Consider the following 14,791-nt stretch of genomic DNA (forward strand, 5'->3'; position numbering starts at 1 on the left):
AATTATATATATGAGTGGAAAATTACTTTTTTCCTAAAGATTTTTGAGCCAAATACTCATCAACCAATTTTAAAGTATGATTTAAAGATTCTGTATTAGTCCAATCTTCGTGACCTGGAATAATATAAATTGGATTTTTAAATTTTGACTTTACTTTACCTATTGATTGCTTCCATTCTTTTACATCAGAATCTCCCAAATAACCTAAATCTTTGGCATCGGCACTTTTAATAAAACAACCTCCGTAAAGTACTTTTTCTTTCTCAAACCAAGCTACAATATTATCTGATGCGTGTCCTTTTCCTGGATAATAAACTTCAAAAGTATACTGTCCGACTGTAAAAGTTTTATCATTCGGAATTATAAATTCTGCTCTTGGTTTGCTTTCCTTTTTAAGAATATCGTCCGTTAATTTTATAGTGTAAGTTTTGATTCCTTTTTTTCTATAAAAATCTAATCCGCCAGCACGATCATCATGAGAATGTGTGGCAAAAAGCATCACAACCTCTTTATGATGTTTTGTTTTTATACTATCCAATAACGGTTGAAACTGAGTTTTATCCCAAGGCGCATCAAATAACACAACACCTTTGTCTGTAACCAGATACATGGCATTGGCAGAAATCTTTGTTCCCTGATAATCACTAAAAGTTCTATAAACATAAAAGTCACCTGTAAGATGACTTATTTGTAATGGCGAATTCTTAGATTGTGCAAAACTATTTGAAGCTATGACTAAGAATAAAATTATTGAAGCTAATTTTCGCATTATTTTGATTTAATTTTTCACACGTGTCCAATACTGTGTTCTTCCCATAATAGAAACTCCCACATAACCACGAAGTTTTAATTTATCAGCAGACTCTAGTGCAATATAACATTTGTATTTTTTACCGCTTGTTGGGTCTAGAATTGTTCCTCCGTTATATTCAGAACCATCTTTCTTAAGGCCGTTAATAATAACCATTCCTAAAATAGGTTTATTTTTTTCTGCGCCATCACATTTAGTACAAAGATCTTTTTTATGACTATCACGAAGAATTTCTATAACTTTTCCATAAACTTTTCCTGACTTTTCGTAGATTTCTACAATAGATTTTGCTTCACCTGTTTCGTCATCAATGGTCTTCCATTTTCCAATTACACTTTGACTTTGCATGGTCAGGGCAAAGAAGAACACTCCGATAGTTAGCATCAAATTTTTCATATTATTTTTCTTTTTTTTGTTTTAATTTTCTGATAGAAGCATTCAATTCGAACCCTAAAAGCAGAATCATACAGTTTATCCAAATATAAAACATTAGAATTAATAATGTTCCAATAGAACCATAAAGTTCGTTATATTTTGAAAATTTTATAACCCAAATCCCAAAAAAGAACGAAGATATAACAATTAAGATCGTGGTAAAAACAGAACCTATACTTATAAAAGGAACTTTATTATACTGTTTTGTTCCATAACGCAATAATATTGAAGATGTTATCAAAATCATTAAAATAACAAATAAATATCGTCCTAAAATAATCAGAGGAATCCTGTCACTTAAAACATCCTGAATGATTGTTTTTTGAATGAATACCTCAAAAACAACAATTGTTGCCACTGTCACAAACAAAATAATCGTCATAACAAGCGAAATTGCCAATGCAACCAAATACTGACTGAAAAAACCACGTTTATCAAAAACGTGTTTAGAAGATTCAAAACCGCTTAAAATTCCGTTAATACCATTTGCCATTAAAAAAATAGAAAGCAAAAATCCAGACGATAATAAGCCAGAGTGACTATTATTTAAAATATCGCTGATAATTTTACTAATCGCATCGTATGTATTTGGAGGGACACTCTGCTGCACAAACTGCAAAAAATCTTCCTGAAAATTGTCTATCGGAATAAACGGGATCAAGTTTAAAATAAACAGCGCAAAAGGAAATAAAGCCATGAAAAAGCTAAAAGAAACCGCACTTGCATGATATGAAAATGCTCCTTCAAGAATTCCTAAAGTATACATTTCAAGCAAATCATATAATGAGAAACCTTCGAGCCAAGGCAGCTTTATTCTTTTTAAAAGTCGGGCCAGGTTGCGTATTACAGGCAATTTTTCAATCCGAGCTTCTATCTCCTGCGACATATTTTTTTTGATTTTAGATTGTTGAGTTTAGATTTTAGACTGCAAACCTAACTCATAACTTATAACTCAAAACTCCACTAAAAAGCTTTTAAACTCAAATCCATGTTGTAAACAGAATGCGTTAAAGCGCCAGATGATATATAATTGACACCACAAAGAGCATATTCGCGAATGGTTTTTTCGTTAATATTTCCCGAAGATTCTGTCTGGCATTTTGTACCAATCAATTTTACTGCCGTTTTTGTGTCTTCGTAATTAAAATTGTCGATCAAGATTCTGTGAACGCCGTCGCTCAACAAAATTTCTCTTATTTCATCTAAATTACGAGCTTCAACAATAATTTTCAAATCCAGATTATTTTCTTTCAGATATTCTTTTGTTTTCGAAATTGCGCGCGTAATTCCGCCTGCAAAATCAATATGATTGTCTTTTAGCATTACCATGTCATAAAGCGCAAAACGGTGATTTTCTCCACCTCCAATTTTTACCGCCCATTTTTCAGCCGCTCTAAAATTTGGAGTTGTTTTACGTGTATCTAATATTTTAGCACCAGTTCCTTCTAAAAGCTGAACATATTGATTAGTTTTAGTAGCAATAGCCGACATTCGCTGCATAGTGTTTAAAACTACTCTCTCAGCTTTTAAAATAGACTGCGAACTTCCCGAAACTTCAAAAACAACTTCGCCATATTCTACATGCGTTCCATCTTCGATAAAAGTTTTTACTTTTAATTTTGGATCTACATGTTCAAATATCATTTTGGCGACTTCAACTCCGGCAATTATTCCCTGGTCTTTTACCAATAATTTAGCCTGACCGTGTGCAGTATCTGGAATACAGGCAAGCGAACTGTAATCACCTGTACCAACATCTTCTCTAATGGCATTGCTTATCAAAAGTTGTAATTCTGCTTGAAATTGGGCTTCACTAATCATTTTTCTATTTTTAATAAGATGCTAAATTAGGATATATTTTATGGATTTGAAAGTTTACTTTCTGCAAAAAGTTTCTTATTAACTTAAATTTATATTTAAATCGCCTATTTTTTTAAACACATAGGAACATAGATTTTTGCAGACTTTTAAAAGACGTTCACTTATATAAATTCACATAGCAGCGCTTATAAACTATATGTTAGAATCTAGATTTTTTTTTAAACTTTTTATTGAATGTTCCTATAAAAACCTATATCGCTATGTATTAATTTTTCTAGCACAATCTACATCATCAATTAAAAACATTAAATATCTTTGAGGTTCAATCAAGAAAATTTATGGGGTTAATTAAAGACATTTATTCGGTTTCTTTTTACGAAAAATTTAGTCAGGCTGTCGCCGAAGTCCATCCTTCATTCAACAAACAAAAATTTATTGAAGCAATTTACGAAGGCGATTTTGCTGAAAAAGAATGGAAAGAAAGAATGAAACACACCACAGTTGTGTTACACCAATTTATGCCTCAAAATTTTCCTGAAGCTGTTTTTGTAATTGATAAAATCATCGAAAATCTCAAGAAAAATAAATTTACTGAGGGCAATCTCGCATTCATATTCTTTGCAGATTATATCGAAATGTACGGTTTAGACGATTTTAAAACCTCAGCAAAAGCCTTTGTTTCGATAACACAATTTATAAGCTGTGAATTTGCTGTTCGTCCTTTTATTTTAAAGTATAAAGAACAAATGATTGACGAAATGGTAAAATGGTCACTTCACGAAAATCATCACGTACGAAGATTAGCCAGCGAAGGTTCACGCCCGAGATTACCGTGGGCAATGGCTATTCCGTTTTTAAAAAAAGACCCTTCTTCTATTCTGCCTATTTTAGAAAATCTAAAAAACGATCCTTCAGAATATGTTCGAAGAAGTGTCGCTAATAATTTAAATGATATTGCAAAAGATAATCCGCAGATTGTACTTGAAATTGCTTCGAGATGGAAAGGTCACACCAAAGAAACCGACGCAATCATAAAACACGGAAGCAGAACTTTATTAAAACAAGGTCATCCAGAAATTTTAAGTCATTATGGCCTAGAAAGCACTAATATTGAACTTTCTAATTTTGAAATTAAAACACCAACTGTAAAAATTGGAGACTATCTTCAGTTTCAATTTCATCTCAATAATAAAAACGAAGAACCTAAAACCGTTCGTTTAGAATATGCTGTTCATTATAAAAAAGCAAAAGGGCATTTGGCAAAAAAAGTTTTTAAAATCAGCGAGAAAATCTATCAGCCTAATCAATTAACTAAAATTGAAAGAAATCAGTCTTTTAAGTTAATTACGACGAGAGTTTTTCATACAGGAAATCATCAACTGTCGATTATCATAAATGGAACTGAAAGTGAAGTTTTAGAGTTTGAATTGATTGATTAAAAAAAACAAATTTCGCAAATAATCAAGTTTTAGTCGTCTACTTGTCATTTCGACGAAGGAGAAATCTCCACAAGTAGCTCCGCAACGAGAATCCAATCTTTGTCGAGTTTCTTGCGAAGATTTCTCCTTCGTCGAAATCACAAAAAAACATCAAAACATCAAAATCAACTGAGAATGTACATCGCAAACAACAAGCTCCAGCGGAGCGAAATTATTTCGGTCCACTGGAGCTTTACGATTAGGGTATTCTTTTTCTATAAATATTTCGTCCCGCTGTGACTACATTCATCAACTTAATTTAATAAATATATAAAAACTTAATAAACGATTTTCCTTACTTTTATAATTCGAAAATCCAAAAACAACTTTTCTTAACCTAAATTAAGTTACAGATTTCTATCACAACTGTAATTTTGTTTTCAAATCAAATCAAAATACCACATGTCAAATATCAGTTTAATTATCGAAGAACGTGCTGCCAGTATTGGCAACTTTATGGTAGGCCGTTTACTGCCTTTCCGTGAAAAAAGAGCTGTTGGTCCATTTGTTTTTATCGATCATATGGGACCTGCACATTTAAGTGATCATGAAAATATGGATGTTCCGCCGCATCCGCATATCGGACTTTCGACTCTAACTTTTTTGTTTGAAGGAAGCATTATGCACCGCGATAGTTTAGGAACAGAATTAGAAATAAAACCTGGCGCCGTAAACTGGATGACGGCCGGAAAAGGAATTGTTCACTCAGAAAGAACGCCTGAATATTTAAGACATTCAGATAAAATGCTGCACGGATTACAGATTTGGGTGGCGCTTCCGAAAGAATTGGAACAAATGGACCCAAATTTTACGCATGTCGAAGCAGACGATATTCCGGCTTGGGAAGAAGACGGCGTATCTTATAAATTAATTGCAGGTGAAGCTTTTGGCAAAAAATCTCCCGTTCCTGTTTACAGTCCGCTTTATTTTATTGAAATTAAAAGTACTGAGGCAAAAAAAATCAATATCGGACATCATTTATTCGGCGAAAGCGGTTTGTATATTTTAGAAGGAAGTATCAAAAGCGGCGAACACGTTTACGATCCGAAACAAATCTTGATTACAAACGACAGTACACTTTGTGAGTTTGAAATTGCTGAAAATTCTACAGTTTATATCTTTGGAGGACAGCCATTTCCTGAAGAACATTTTATCTTTTGGAATTTTGTTTCTTCGGATAAAAACCTCATCGAAAAAGCAAAAACAGACTGGACAAACCAAACTTTCCCAAAAGTTCCGGGTGAAACAGAATTTGTTCCATTACCAGAACCAAGAATCAAATAAATATGGATACAATTTCAGCAAAAATAGATACACGTTTGTATCGAACGGAAGTAAAATCAGCGAGCGATAATGTTCTAATTTCTGATGAACCGCAAGAATTGGGAGGCAAAAATTTAGGATTGAATCCAACAGAACTTTTAGCAGCTTCATTGGCTTCGTGCACCGTAATTACGTTACGAATGTACATCAATCGTAAACAATGGGACGTTTCGGAAATAAATGTCAAAATTGATTTTGAAAGAGATGCTGAGCGAAGTGTATCAGTATTCACAAGAAAAATCGAAGTAATAGGCGAAGTCGACGAAACACAAAAGCAACGTTTGGAAACCATTGCAAACAGCTGTCCGATTCATAAAACACTTACGCATTCAATAGAAATTAAAACTACATTAATATAATAATCATGGAAATTCAACAAATAAACGATACAAGAAAAGGATATTTTGAAGCAATAGAAGACGGAAAAGAAGCAGGAAAAATGACTTACACTTGGGCAGGAGATTCAAAATTCATAATCGACCATACAGAAGTAAGTCCAGATTTTAACGGAAAAGGTGTAGGTAAAAAATTAGTTTTAGCCGCTGTAGATTATGCAAGAGCTAACAATGTAAAAATTATTCCGCTCTGTCCTTTTGCAAAAAGTGTTTTTGATAAGGTTGAGGAAATACGTGATGTACTTTCTTAAAAGAGATGCTAAGGTTCTGAGTTGTTAAGATTCTAAGATTTTTTTAACCGCAAAGCACACAAAGAATTACGCAAAGTTCGCAAAGTTTTTTTAGGCAAAGCTTTGCGAACTTTTGCATTTATATTAAGCGATATCTGGAATACAACCTTGCGTTCTTTGCGTTAAAAAACAAACACAAAGAAATTCGATTTTTAAATTTCTCCGAAAAGTCGTATATTTGCATGTAATTTAAACTTAGAGTATGACAAGGATAATTACGCTTTTCTGTATTTTTATAGCACAAATCGGCTTTTCTCAATCGGCTGAAAGTTATTTAGAAAAAATCAGAAATAATGAAGCTCTCTTAACAGCTTTTTTTCAACAAATGCCAAAAGGAGGCGATTTACACCACCATTTTTCAGGATCAATTTATGCAGAACCGCTTTTGGAAAGAGCCATTGCAGAAGACTTTTATTTGAATTTGGAAACTATGGCAGTTTCGAAAACCAAACCTGAAAAAGGAAACTGGCAGCGTTTTTCATCTCTTAAAGAAAAATTACCATTTTACGAACAACAAATTATGCAGACATGGTCGGTTAAAGATTATAATGGTTCTGTACCTTCTGATGATCAGTTTTTTGATTCTTTTATGAAATTCGAACCTACAATTGCAGGTCATTTTGCTGAAGGAATGCTCGAATTAAAAAAGCGTGCCATTGCTGAAAACTTATCTTATATCGAAACACAATTATCAACAATTCCATGCGATATGAATGTTTCAGATTTGACAGATTTCAATGCGAAACTTCGTCAAGCATCTGCTCAAAAAGATGAAAAAGGAGTTTTAAAACTTTTAGACGAATTGTATAAATCAATTCAGAAAAAAGACGCTAAAAAATATGCGGAAGATTTCAACAATAATTTCCTAGCAAAACTTCACAAAGACTTAAAAATTGACGATGAGCGTTTTACAATGCGTTATCAAAACTTTGTACTGCGTTTTATGGAACCGGTTGATCTATTTAAAAATCTGGTTATCGCTTTTATTTCATCAAACGAAAGCAAACTAACTGCAGGCGTAAATATCGTTTCTCCTGAACATGGCGAAAACTCCATGAAAGATTATTGGTTACACATGGTGATGTTTAAATACTGTAATTCTAAATTTCCAAATGTAAAATATACGCTTCATGCGGGCGAACTGACTTTAGGTTTGGTACAGCCGGAAGATTTAACATGGCATATTAATGACGCGATTTATATCGCGGGCGCTAAACGAATTGGTCATGGAGTTGACATTGCTTACGAAGCAAATTCGTATGATTTATTGAAATATATGTCTAAAAACAATATTCCGATCGAGATCAATTTAGTAAGTAATGAGTTCATTTTGAAAGTGAAAGAAAACAGACATCCGTTTACACTTTACAAAGAGTTCAATGTGCCAATTGTAATTAGTACAGACGATGCAGGAATTTTGAGAAGCAATATGACAGAGCAATATGTTTTGTTAGCTAAAAGATATCCTGATGTTTCGTATGCCACAATAAAACAATATGTTTACAACAGCATCAATTACAGTTTTATTCAGGATGAAGCCGTTAAAAAGCAATTGATCAAAGATCTTGATAATAGATTTAAAACTTTTGAAGCGAAGTTTTCTAAAAATTAAACTCTAAACCTAACAGGTTTTTAAAACCTGTTAGGTTTGTCCATGTATATCTATAAAAAATATAATTCGTGTAATTTGTGGCAAAAAAATAACTAATGAATATCAAACTTATCGCCATAGGCAAAACAGATAACAAATCTCTTCAGACTTTGATTGACGATTATACCAAACGTTTGTCATTTTACATCAAATTTGATTTGGAAATTATTCCTGATATCAAAAACGTGAAGAATTTATCTGAAAGTCAGCAGAAAGAAAAAGAAGGTGAATTGATTCTGTCTAAACTTTCGCCAACCGATCAATTGATTTTATTGGATGAAAACGGAAAAAACTTCTCCAGCGTTGGTTTTTCTGAAGAATTACAAAAGAAAATGAATTCCGGAATTAAAACGCTTGTTTTCGTAATTGGCGGCCCTTACGGATTTTCAGATACAGTTTACAGCAAAGCCCAAGGAAAAATTTCGCTTTCGCTGATGACGTTTTCGCATCAAATGGTTCGTTTGTTTTTTATAGAGCAATTGTACCGCGGATTTACCATTTTACGAAATGAACCTTATCATCATCAATAATATTTTTGTTTCAGGTTTTCTTTGTTTCAAGTTTTTAGAAAATGAATTCCACTGGAAGCGTATCAAGATTGTGAGTCACATCTTTTTGGAGTAGAATCTTATATTGAATATATTCCTCATAACTCATATTCTTATCAAATAAAAAGACTAAATCTGGTACTTTCGCAAACTTTATACTGTAAAAATGTTTTAGTATTTCTGATATTTTTATCTCCTGATTTCTCATAAAAACTCGTTTTTTCCCTTTACTAAAATAAACCACAAAACTTCCCGCAGCAGGTTTCTCCATTTTATAAAACACTTTCGTGAAAGGCAAAAAGGCTAAATTTTTTCCAACAGAATCTGCGTAGGAATAATAATTCTCTGCATTTTCGTTTTTATGCGCGCTGTCAGCTCGCTTTTTTTCCTGCAATTTCATCACCTCTGGAATTACCAATTTTAATGGCAAACGTTTGTCAATGTTCAAAATCCAATTGGTCGAAATTATACTGCTTTTTCTATTTACATCTGCAATTGTATCTTTTCCTTCGATTTTAAAAAAGATGTAAATTGGCGAAAGATCTTGTACGTCTTTTACAATCGTAATGTTTGATTTTGGAAGTAGAACGTCTTCTTTTTTTCCGCAGGAGAAAAGAAGAAAAGCGATGATTAGGGTAAAGTATCTCATAATTTTAAAGTTCATTTTACACAAAGTATGTCATTTCGACGAAGGAGAAATCACACTAGGAATTCCTCAAAGAGAATTGCTAATCTTTGTCGAGTTTCGAGTGTGATTTCTCCTTCGTCGAAATGACAAGTGGTAAATTATGAATTCATTTTCTCAAACAAAGTAACGCATTCCACCGCTTCTTTCACATCGTGAACACGAAGAATTTTAGCGCCTTTTGTCAATGCAATAGTATTTAAAAATGTTGTTCCGTTTAAAGCTTCTTGTGCTGTAATATTAAGTGTTTTATAAATCATAGATTTTCTAGAAATTCCTGCTAAAACTGGTAATTCTAAAATATTGAAAAGCTCCATTTTTTGCATCACTTCATAATTTTGATCGGTTGTTTTGGCGAAACCGAAACCAGGATCTAAAATCAAATCGTTGATTCCTAAAGCTCTTGCTTTTTTAACTTTTTCAGAAAAGTAAAAAAGCATTTCTTTAATAATATCATCGTATTGTGTCAAACTCTGCATCGTCTGCGGATTACCGCGCATGTGCATCATAATGTAAGGAACATTGTATTTTGCAATTACATCAAACATTTTGTCGTCTAATTCGCCCGCAGCAATATCGTTTATAATAGTAGCGCCGCTTTCTATACTTGCTTTTGCAACTTCAGCTCTGAAAGTATCAATTGATAATAATGCATTCGGAAAATGCTTTAAGATTAATTCTATGGCTGGAACAATTCGGTCGATTTCTTCTTGTTCCGATACAAATTCGGCACTCGGTTTACTGGAATAAGCTCCAATATCAATAAATGTCGCACCTTCAGAAAGCATTTTATCTACTTGCGAAATAATTTCGTCTTGGTTTTTATATTTTCCTCCGTCAAAGAAAGAATTTGGCGTAACATTTAAAATTCCCATTACTTTAGGAATCGATAAATCTATAAGTTCGCCTTTGCAGTTAATTGTCATTTGTTTATTTTGTTTCAGGTTTCGAGTTTCAAGTTAGCGTTAACACTTTGTTTAGAAAAAACTTGAAACAAAGCGAACCTTAAACTTGAAACTCTTAAAAAATTATCCTTATTTTTGAAGAAATTTTAGCAAATATACAGCAATAAATGAAGAATACTTCCCTTGAATTTGATAATGTAATTACGGTTTGCCGCACCTTATTTATCAATAAAATGAAAGATTACGGCAGTGCATGGAGAATTTTAAGACTTCCTTCATTGACCGATCAAATTTTCATAAAAGCACAAAGAATCAGAAGTTTACAAGAAAATGATGTCCGTAAAGTTGATGAAGATGAAAAAGGAGAATTTATCGGAATCATCAATTATTCTATTATGGCTTTGATTCAATTGGAATTAGGCGTTGTCGATCAGCCAGATCTTGACGTTGAAAAAGCAACTGAATTATATGATGCTAAAGTAAAGTTAACCAAAGATTTGATGGAAGCAAAAAATCACGATTATGGCGAAGCGTGGCGTGACATGCGTGTAAGTTCTTTAACAGATTTGATTCTGCAAAAATTACTTCGCGTTAAGCAAATTGAGGATAACAAAGGTCTTACGTTAGTTTCTGAAGGAATCGATGCCAATTATCAGGATATGATTAATTATTCTGTTTTTGCTTTAATTTTAAACCCAATCAGTCAATAAAAATTCCAAAAAATAAATTCCAAATTCCAACTTTTCAACATGATTTTGGAATTTGGAATTTTAAAATTGGATTTTAAATTTAATATTTATGAAAAACATCATTACTCAATTCTCCCGATTATTTGTCGGTGTATTATTTATCATTTCCGGATTAATAAAACTAAACGATCCTGTTGGTTTCTCTTATAAATTGGCCGAATATTTTAGCGAGCCTGTTTTCAATATGCCGTTTTTAGAACCGTTGGCTTTAGGTTTAGCAATTTTCTTGGTAATTTTAGAAGTAGTTTTAGGAGTAATGCTGTTAGTTGGCTATAAATCAAAATTAACGATTTGGGCATTATTACTTTTAATTGTTTTCTTCACATTCCTTACTTTCTACTCTGCTTATTTTGATGTGGTAAAAGATTGCGGTTGCTTTGGAGATGCTTTGCATTTAACACCTTGGCAGTCATTCACAAAAGACGTTGTTTTACTTTTCTTTATTTTGATTTTATTCGTTAATAAGAAATTAGTAAAACCTTTATTTTCAAAATTAGTTACCAACTTAATTACTTTAATAAGCATTGTTTTGTGCGTTTTTATGGCAGTTTGGGTTTTAAATCATAATCCGATCAAAGATTTTCGTCCGTTTAAAGTAGGTTCTAGTATCCCAAAAGGAATGGAAATTCCCGAAGGAGCTCCAAAATCTGTTGTAGAAATGATTTTCGTTTACAAAGTAAACGGTGTAGACAAAGAATTTACAGAAAAAGATTTAATGAATATTCCAGAAGGAGCAACATTTGTAGATAGAAAAGACAAAGTGATTACAGAAGGCTATGTACCGCCAATTCACGATTTCACAATGACAAAAGATGATTCTGATTATAAAGAAGAATTACTTCAAGAGCCAAAATTGGTTATTTTTGTTACTTACGATTTGACAAAATCAAATCCAGAAGGAATGAAAAAACTAGCTAAAGTTTCGGCAGATGCCAAAGCAAAAGGTTATAAAGTAATTGCAATGACTGCTTCTGGTGCTGATGAAATTTCAAAAGCTAAAAAACAATACAACTTAGATACCGATTTTTATTTCTGTGATGCAACAACTTTAAAAACAATCGAAAGAGCCAATCCAAGTATCGTTGTTCTAAGCAAAGGCGTTGTTGTCAAAAAAGTACATTACAATGATGTTGAAGATTTGAAATTGTAATATCATTTAAAATATTTAAAGCGCTGATAAACTTATTGTTTTATTAGCGCTTTATTTTTACTTGCAGTCTGTTCAAACTTAACTTTTTGATTACGAATAAAAATCTCACATGTGATCAAACAAAAAACCAAATTTAATAAATGAAAAAACTCATTAAAGCCTTAACTTTTTCGCTTACAATTTTATCTAGCATTTTATCTTTTAGCCAGGCAAAAAATGAGCACCAACGTTACATTTTCTTTTTTCACAACAAATTTGTTCAAGAAAATCCCTTAAACGCAGCTCATCCTGAATATGGAAAAGCAGAATACAATGAGATTTTAGAATCATTCAGAAAAGATAATTTTATTGTTTTTAGTGAAAAAAGAAAGAAAAACACAAATTCTGCTGAGTACGCAGAAAAGATCGTAAAACAGGTAAAAGCATTAATTAAAAAAGGTGTCCCTCCAAATTATATTACAGTAATTGGAACTTCACAAGGCGGTTATATTGCCCAATACGTTTCGACTTATTTAGCAAATCCAGATGTGAATTTTGTATTTATTGGATGCTTTAGAGATTCTGATATTGAAGAAATTCCGGATATTAATTTCTGCGGCAATATTTTAACCATTTATGAAAAATCAGATATTTATGGCGTTTCGGCTGTCAAAAGAAAGGAAACTTCAAAACTCCAAGTAAATCACTTTAAAGAAATTGAATTGAATACCAATCTCAAACATGGTTTTCTTTTTAAAGCTTTAGACGAATGGATCGTTCCAAGTAAAAAATGGGCAAATGGAAATTATGATTTGAATTAAAAAAAATGATATTAAGGCCTTCAAAAATCAAATTTATTGAGGGCTTTTTTCATTGAAATCCGACGTTTTTTATGTCCTAAAATTGTTCTTCAATTTAAAAATTTCACCCATTTTTCAAATCTCATAAAATTCATTTAGAAAATTACACGATTTTAACCTCAACTATTACGTTTTCATTCACCTTTTTCTAACCCAAAATTGTTGTTTTGTTACAAAATAAACGACTCTTCAAATTTTGTTAATCTACATTTCGCTTTCAATTTGTTTGTTTAACTTTGTGAATTCAGTACTTAATTTTAAAATAATTTAATTTACATATGAAACAAATTGCCCTAATTGTAATTGCATTTATTACTTTTTCATGTTCACAAGCTCAGAAAACTAGTTTTTCTAAAGAAGCTTTATCCGAGAAATTATTAGGAACAGACAATAGTCAGACTACATTTAAAAACATTCTGAAAAAATATAAAGGAAAAACTTTAGTTATTGAAGTTTGGGCTTCTTGGTGTGGTGACTGTGTAAAAGCAATGCCAAAACTAAAAGAATTACAAGCTAATAATCCTGATGTTTCTTACTTATTCATTTCGGCTGATAAAACTGCTGATAAATGGAAAGCTGGAATCGAAAAACACGAATTAAACAAGGGCGATCATTATATGATGAATGATGGCATGAAAGGTCTTTTTGGAAAAGCCATTGATTTAGATTGGATTCCGAGATATATTGTTGTGGATAAAACAGGAAAAATTGTGCTTTATCGCGCTATAGAAACTGATTTCGCTAAAATAGACGAAACTTTAAAAGGATTGAAATAATTTTCAATAACAATGTCAATTCAAAAATCAATTTCAATTTTTTTTTGACCTTAAATTATAAAACAAAAAAATAATATAAAACTACCAAAATGAGAAAATCGATTGTTGCAGGAAACTGGAAAATGCATAAAAATGCTGCTCAAACTGAAGAATTATTAAACGAGTTAATTGCTAAAATTCCAGCAAAAACGAATGCACAAGTTATTGTAGCTCCAACATTTGTAAACTTACAAGCTGCTGCTGCAAAATTAAAAAATACAACTATTGGAGTTTCTGCTCAAAATGTTCACCAAGCTGAAGGCGGTGCATTTACAGGAGAAATTTCTGCAGATATGTTAACAAGCATTGGCGTTAACACAGTTATATTAGGTCATTCTGAGCGTAGAGCTATTTTCCACGAAACTGACGCTTTAATTGCTAATAAAGTTGATACAGCTTTAAAACATGACATGACAGTTATTTTCTGTTTTGGAGAAGAATTAAAAGACCGTCAATCTGATAATCATTTCAATATTGTTGAAAATCAATTACGTGACGGATTATTCCATATCGCAAAAGAATCTTGGGAAAAAGTTGTATTGGCTTACGAACCTGTTTGGGCTATTGGAACTGGAGAAACTGCTTCGCCTGAGCAAGCTCAAGAAATGCACGAATTCATTAGAGAAACTATTCGTAAAGCTTTTGGAGCTGAAATCGCTGATGAAGTTTCTATTTTATACGGTGGTTCTGTTAAGCCAGAAAACGCTAAAGAAATCTTTGGTAAACCAGACGTAGATGGTGGTTTAATTGGTGGTGCTGCTTTAAAAGCTGATGACTTTTTAGCAATTGTTACTGCTATCTGATTTTAGATTTTAGATTTTAGATTTTAGATTTTAGATTTTAGATTTTAGATTTTAGATTTTAGATTTTAGATTTTAGATTTTAGATTTTAGATT

General features: G+C 32.1%; 17 protein-coding genes. 11 read left to right on the forward strand and 6 right to left on the reverse strand.

Annotated elements, in window-relative coordinates:
• Window positions 1–22: 22 nt before the first annotated feature.
• The 4 genes from bla-B1-FLAV to nadC form a co-directional block, all read right to left on the reverse strand.
• On the reverse strand, window positions 23–769 hold the full coding sequence (gene bla-B1-FLAV, locus EDB96_RS15515; protein WP_134141801.1) for a subclass B1 metallo-beta-lactamase: 747 nt from the start codon (window positions 767–769) through the stop codon (window positions 23–25).
• A gap of 9 nt (window positions 770–778) precedes the next feature.
• Window positions 779–1,207, reverse strand: coding sequence for a DUF2147 domain-containing protein (locus tag EDB96_RS15520; RefSeq protein ID WP_057118470.1), 429 nt, complete (start codon window positions 1,205–1,207; stop codon window positions 779–781).
• A 1-nt stretch (window position 1,208) separates the two neighbouring features.
• On the reverse strand, window positions 1,209–2,132 hold the full coding sequence (locus tag EDB96_RS15525) for a YihY/virulence factor BrkB family protein (RefSeq protein ID WP_057118471.1): 924 nt from the start codon (window positions 2,130–2,132) through the stop codon (window positions 1,209–1,211).
• A 77-nt stretch (window positions 2,133–2,209) separates the two neighbouring features.
• Entirely contained in the window at window positions 2,210–3,067 is an 858-nt protein-coding gene (nadC, locus tag EDB96_RS15530; RefSeq protein ID WP_134141802.1) for a carboxylating nicotinate-nucleotide diphosphorylase, read from the reverse strand.
• Window positions 3,068–3,405: 338 nt separating this feature from the next.
• Here nadC and EDB96_RS15535 point away from each other — a divergent pair, with 338 nt between their 5' ends.
• From EDB96_RS15535 to rlmH, 6 genes are all read left to right on the forward strand, one after another.
• Complete coding sequence (locus EDB96_RS15535) at window positions 3,406–4,506, forward strand: DNA alkylation repair protein (protein ID WP_134141804.1); 1,101 nt, start codon at window positions 3,406–3,408, stop codon at window positions 4,504–4,506.
• A 441-nt stretch (window positions 4,507–4,947) separates the two neighbouring features.
• Window positions 4,948–5,829 carry a pirin family protein gene (locus EDB96_RS15540; RefSeq protein WP_134141805.1) on the forward strand — a complete coding sequence of 294 codons (882 nt, stop codon included), beginning with the start codon at window positions 4,948–4,950 and terminating at the stop codon, window positions 5,827–5,829.
• Window positions 5,830–5,831: 2 nt separating this feature from the next.
• Window positions 5,832–6,227, forward strand: coding sequence for an OsmC family protein (locus EDB96_RS15545; RefSeq protein WP_134141806.1), 396 nt, complete (start codon window positions 5,832–5,834; stop codon window positions 6,225–6,227).
• A gap of 5 nt (window positions 6,228–6,232) precedes the next feature.
• Window positions 6,233–6,514: a GNAT family N-acetyltransferase gene (locus EDB96_RS15550; RefSeq protein WP_134141808.1), complete on the forward strand. Its 282-nt coding sequence runs from the start codon at window positions 6,233–6,235 to the stop codon at window positions 6,512–6,514.
• A 241-nt stretch (window positions 6,515–6,755) separates the two neighbouring features.
• Entirely contained in the window at window positions 6,756–8,165 is a 1,410-nt protein-coding gene (locus tag EDB96_RS15555) for an adenosine deaminase (protein ID WP_134141809.1), read from the forward strand.
• 95 nt (window positions 8,166–8,260) lie between these two features.
• Window positions 8,261–8,734: a 23S rRNA (pseudouridine(1915)-N(3))-methyltransferase RlmH gene (rlmH, locus tag EDB96_RS15560; RefSeq protein WP_026982293.1), complete on the forward strand. Its 474-nt coding sequence runs from the start codon at window positions 8,261–8,263 to the stop codon at window positions 8,732–8,734.
• A 34-nt stretch (window positions 8,735–8,768) separates the two neighbouring features.
• Here rlmH and EDB96_RS15565 read toward each other — a convergent pair whose 3' ends face one another.
• Both EDB96_RS15565 and folP read right to left on the reverse strand, forming a co-directional pair.
• A complete protein-coding gene (locus EDB96_RS15565) occupies window positions 8,769–9,401 on the reverse strand; it encodes a hypothetical protein (RefSeq protein ID WP_134141810.1) in 633 nt (210 codons plus the stop codon).
• 137 nt (window positions 9,402–9,538) lie between these two features.
• Window positions 9,539–10,363: a dihydropteroate synthase gene (folP, locus tag EDB96_RS15570; protein ID WP_134141811.1), complete on the reverse strand. Its 825-nt coding sequence runs from the start codon at window positions 10,361–10,363 to the stop codon at window positions 9,539–9,541.
• A gap of 146 nt (window positions 10,364–10,509) precedes the next feature.
• Between folP and EDB96_RS15575 the strand changes: the two genes are divergently transcribed.
• The 5 genes from EDB96_RS15575 (at window position 10,510) to tpiA (ending at window position 14,698) form a co-directional block, all read left to right on the forward strand.
• Window positions 10,510–11,052, forward strand: a complete 543-nt coding sequence (locus EDB96_RS15575; protein ID WP_134141812.1) for a DUF1599 domain-containing protein — start codon at window positions 10,510–10,512, stop codon at window positions 11,050–11,052.
• A gap of 88 nt (window positions 11,053–11,140) precedes the next feature.
• Entirely contained in the window at window positions 11,141–12,241 is a 1,101-nt protein-coding gene (locus tag EDB96_RS15580) for a BT_3928 family protein (RefSeq protein WP_134141814.1), read from the forward strand.
• Window positions 12,242–12,381: 140 nt separating this feature from the next.
• Window positions 12,382–13,041, forward strand: a complete 660-nt coding sequence (locus tag EDB96_RS15585; protein WP_134141815.1) for an alpha/beta hydrolase — start codon at window positions 12,382–12,384, stop codon at window positions 13,039–13,041.
• Window positions 13,042–13,358: 317 nt separating this feature from the next.
• Window positions 13,359–13,856: a TlpA family protein disulfide reductase gene (locus EDB96_RS15590; RefSeq protein ID WP_057118484.1), complete on the forward strand. Its 498-nt coding sequence runs from the start codon at window positions 13,359–13,361 to the stop codon at window positions 13,854–13,856.
• Window positions 13,857–13,945: 89 nt separating this feature from the next.
• Window positions 13,946–14,698, forward strand: a complete 753-nt coding sequence (gene tpiA, locus EDB96_RS15595) for a triose-phosphate isomerase (protein ID WP_057118485.1) — start codon at window positions 13,946–13,948, stop codon at window positions 14,696–14,698.
• The last annotated feature ends 93 nt before the right edge of the window (window positions 14,699–14,791 follow it).

The organism is Flavobacterium sp. S87F.05.LMB.W.Kidney.N (assembly GCF_004366435.1).
Taxonomy (GTDB): Bacteria; Bacteroidota; Bacteroidia; order Flavobacteriales; family Flavobacteriaceae; genus Flavobacterium.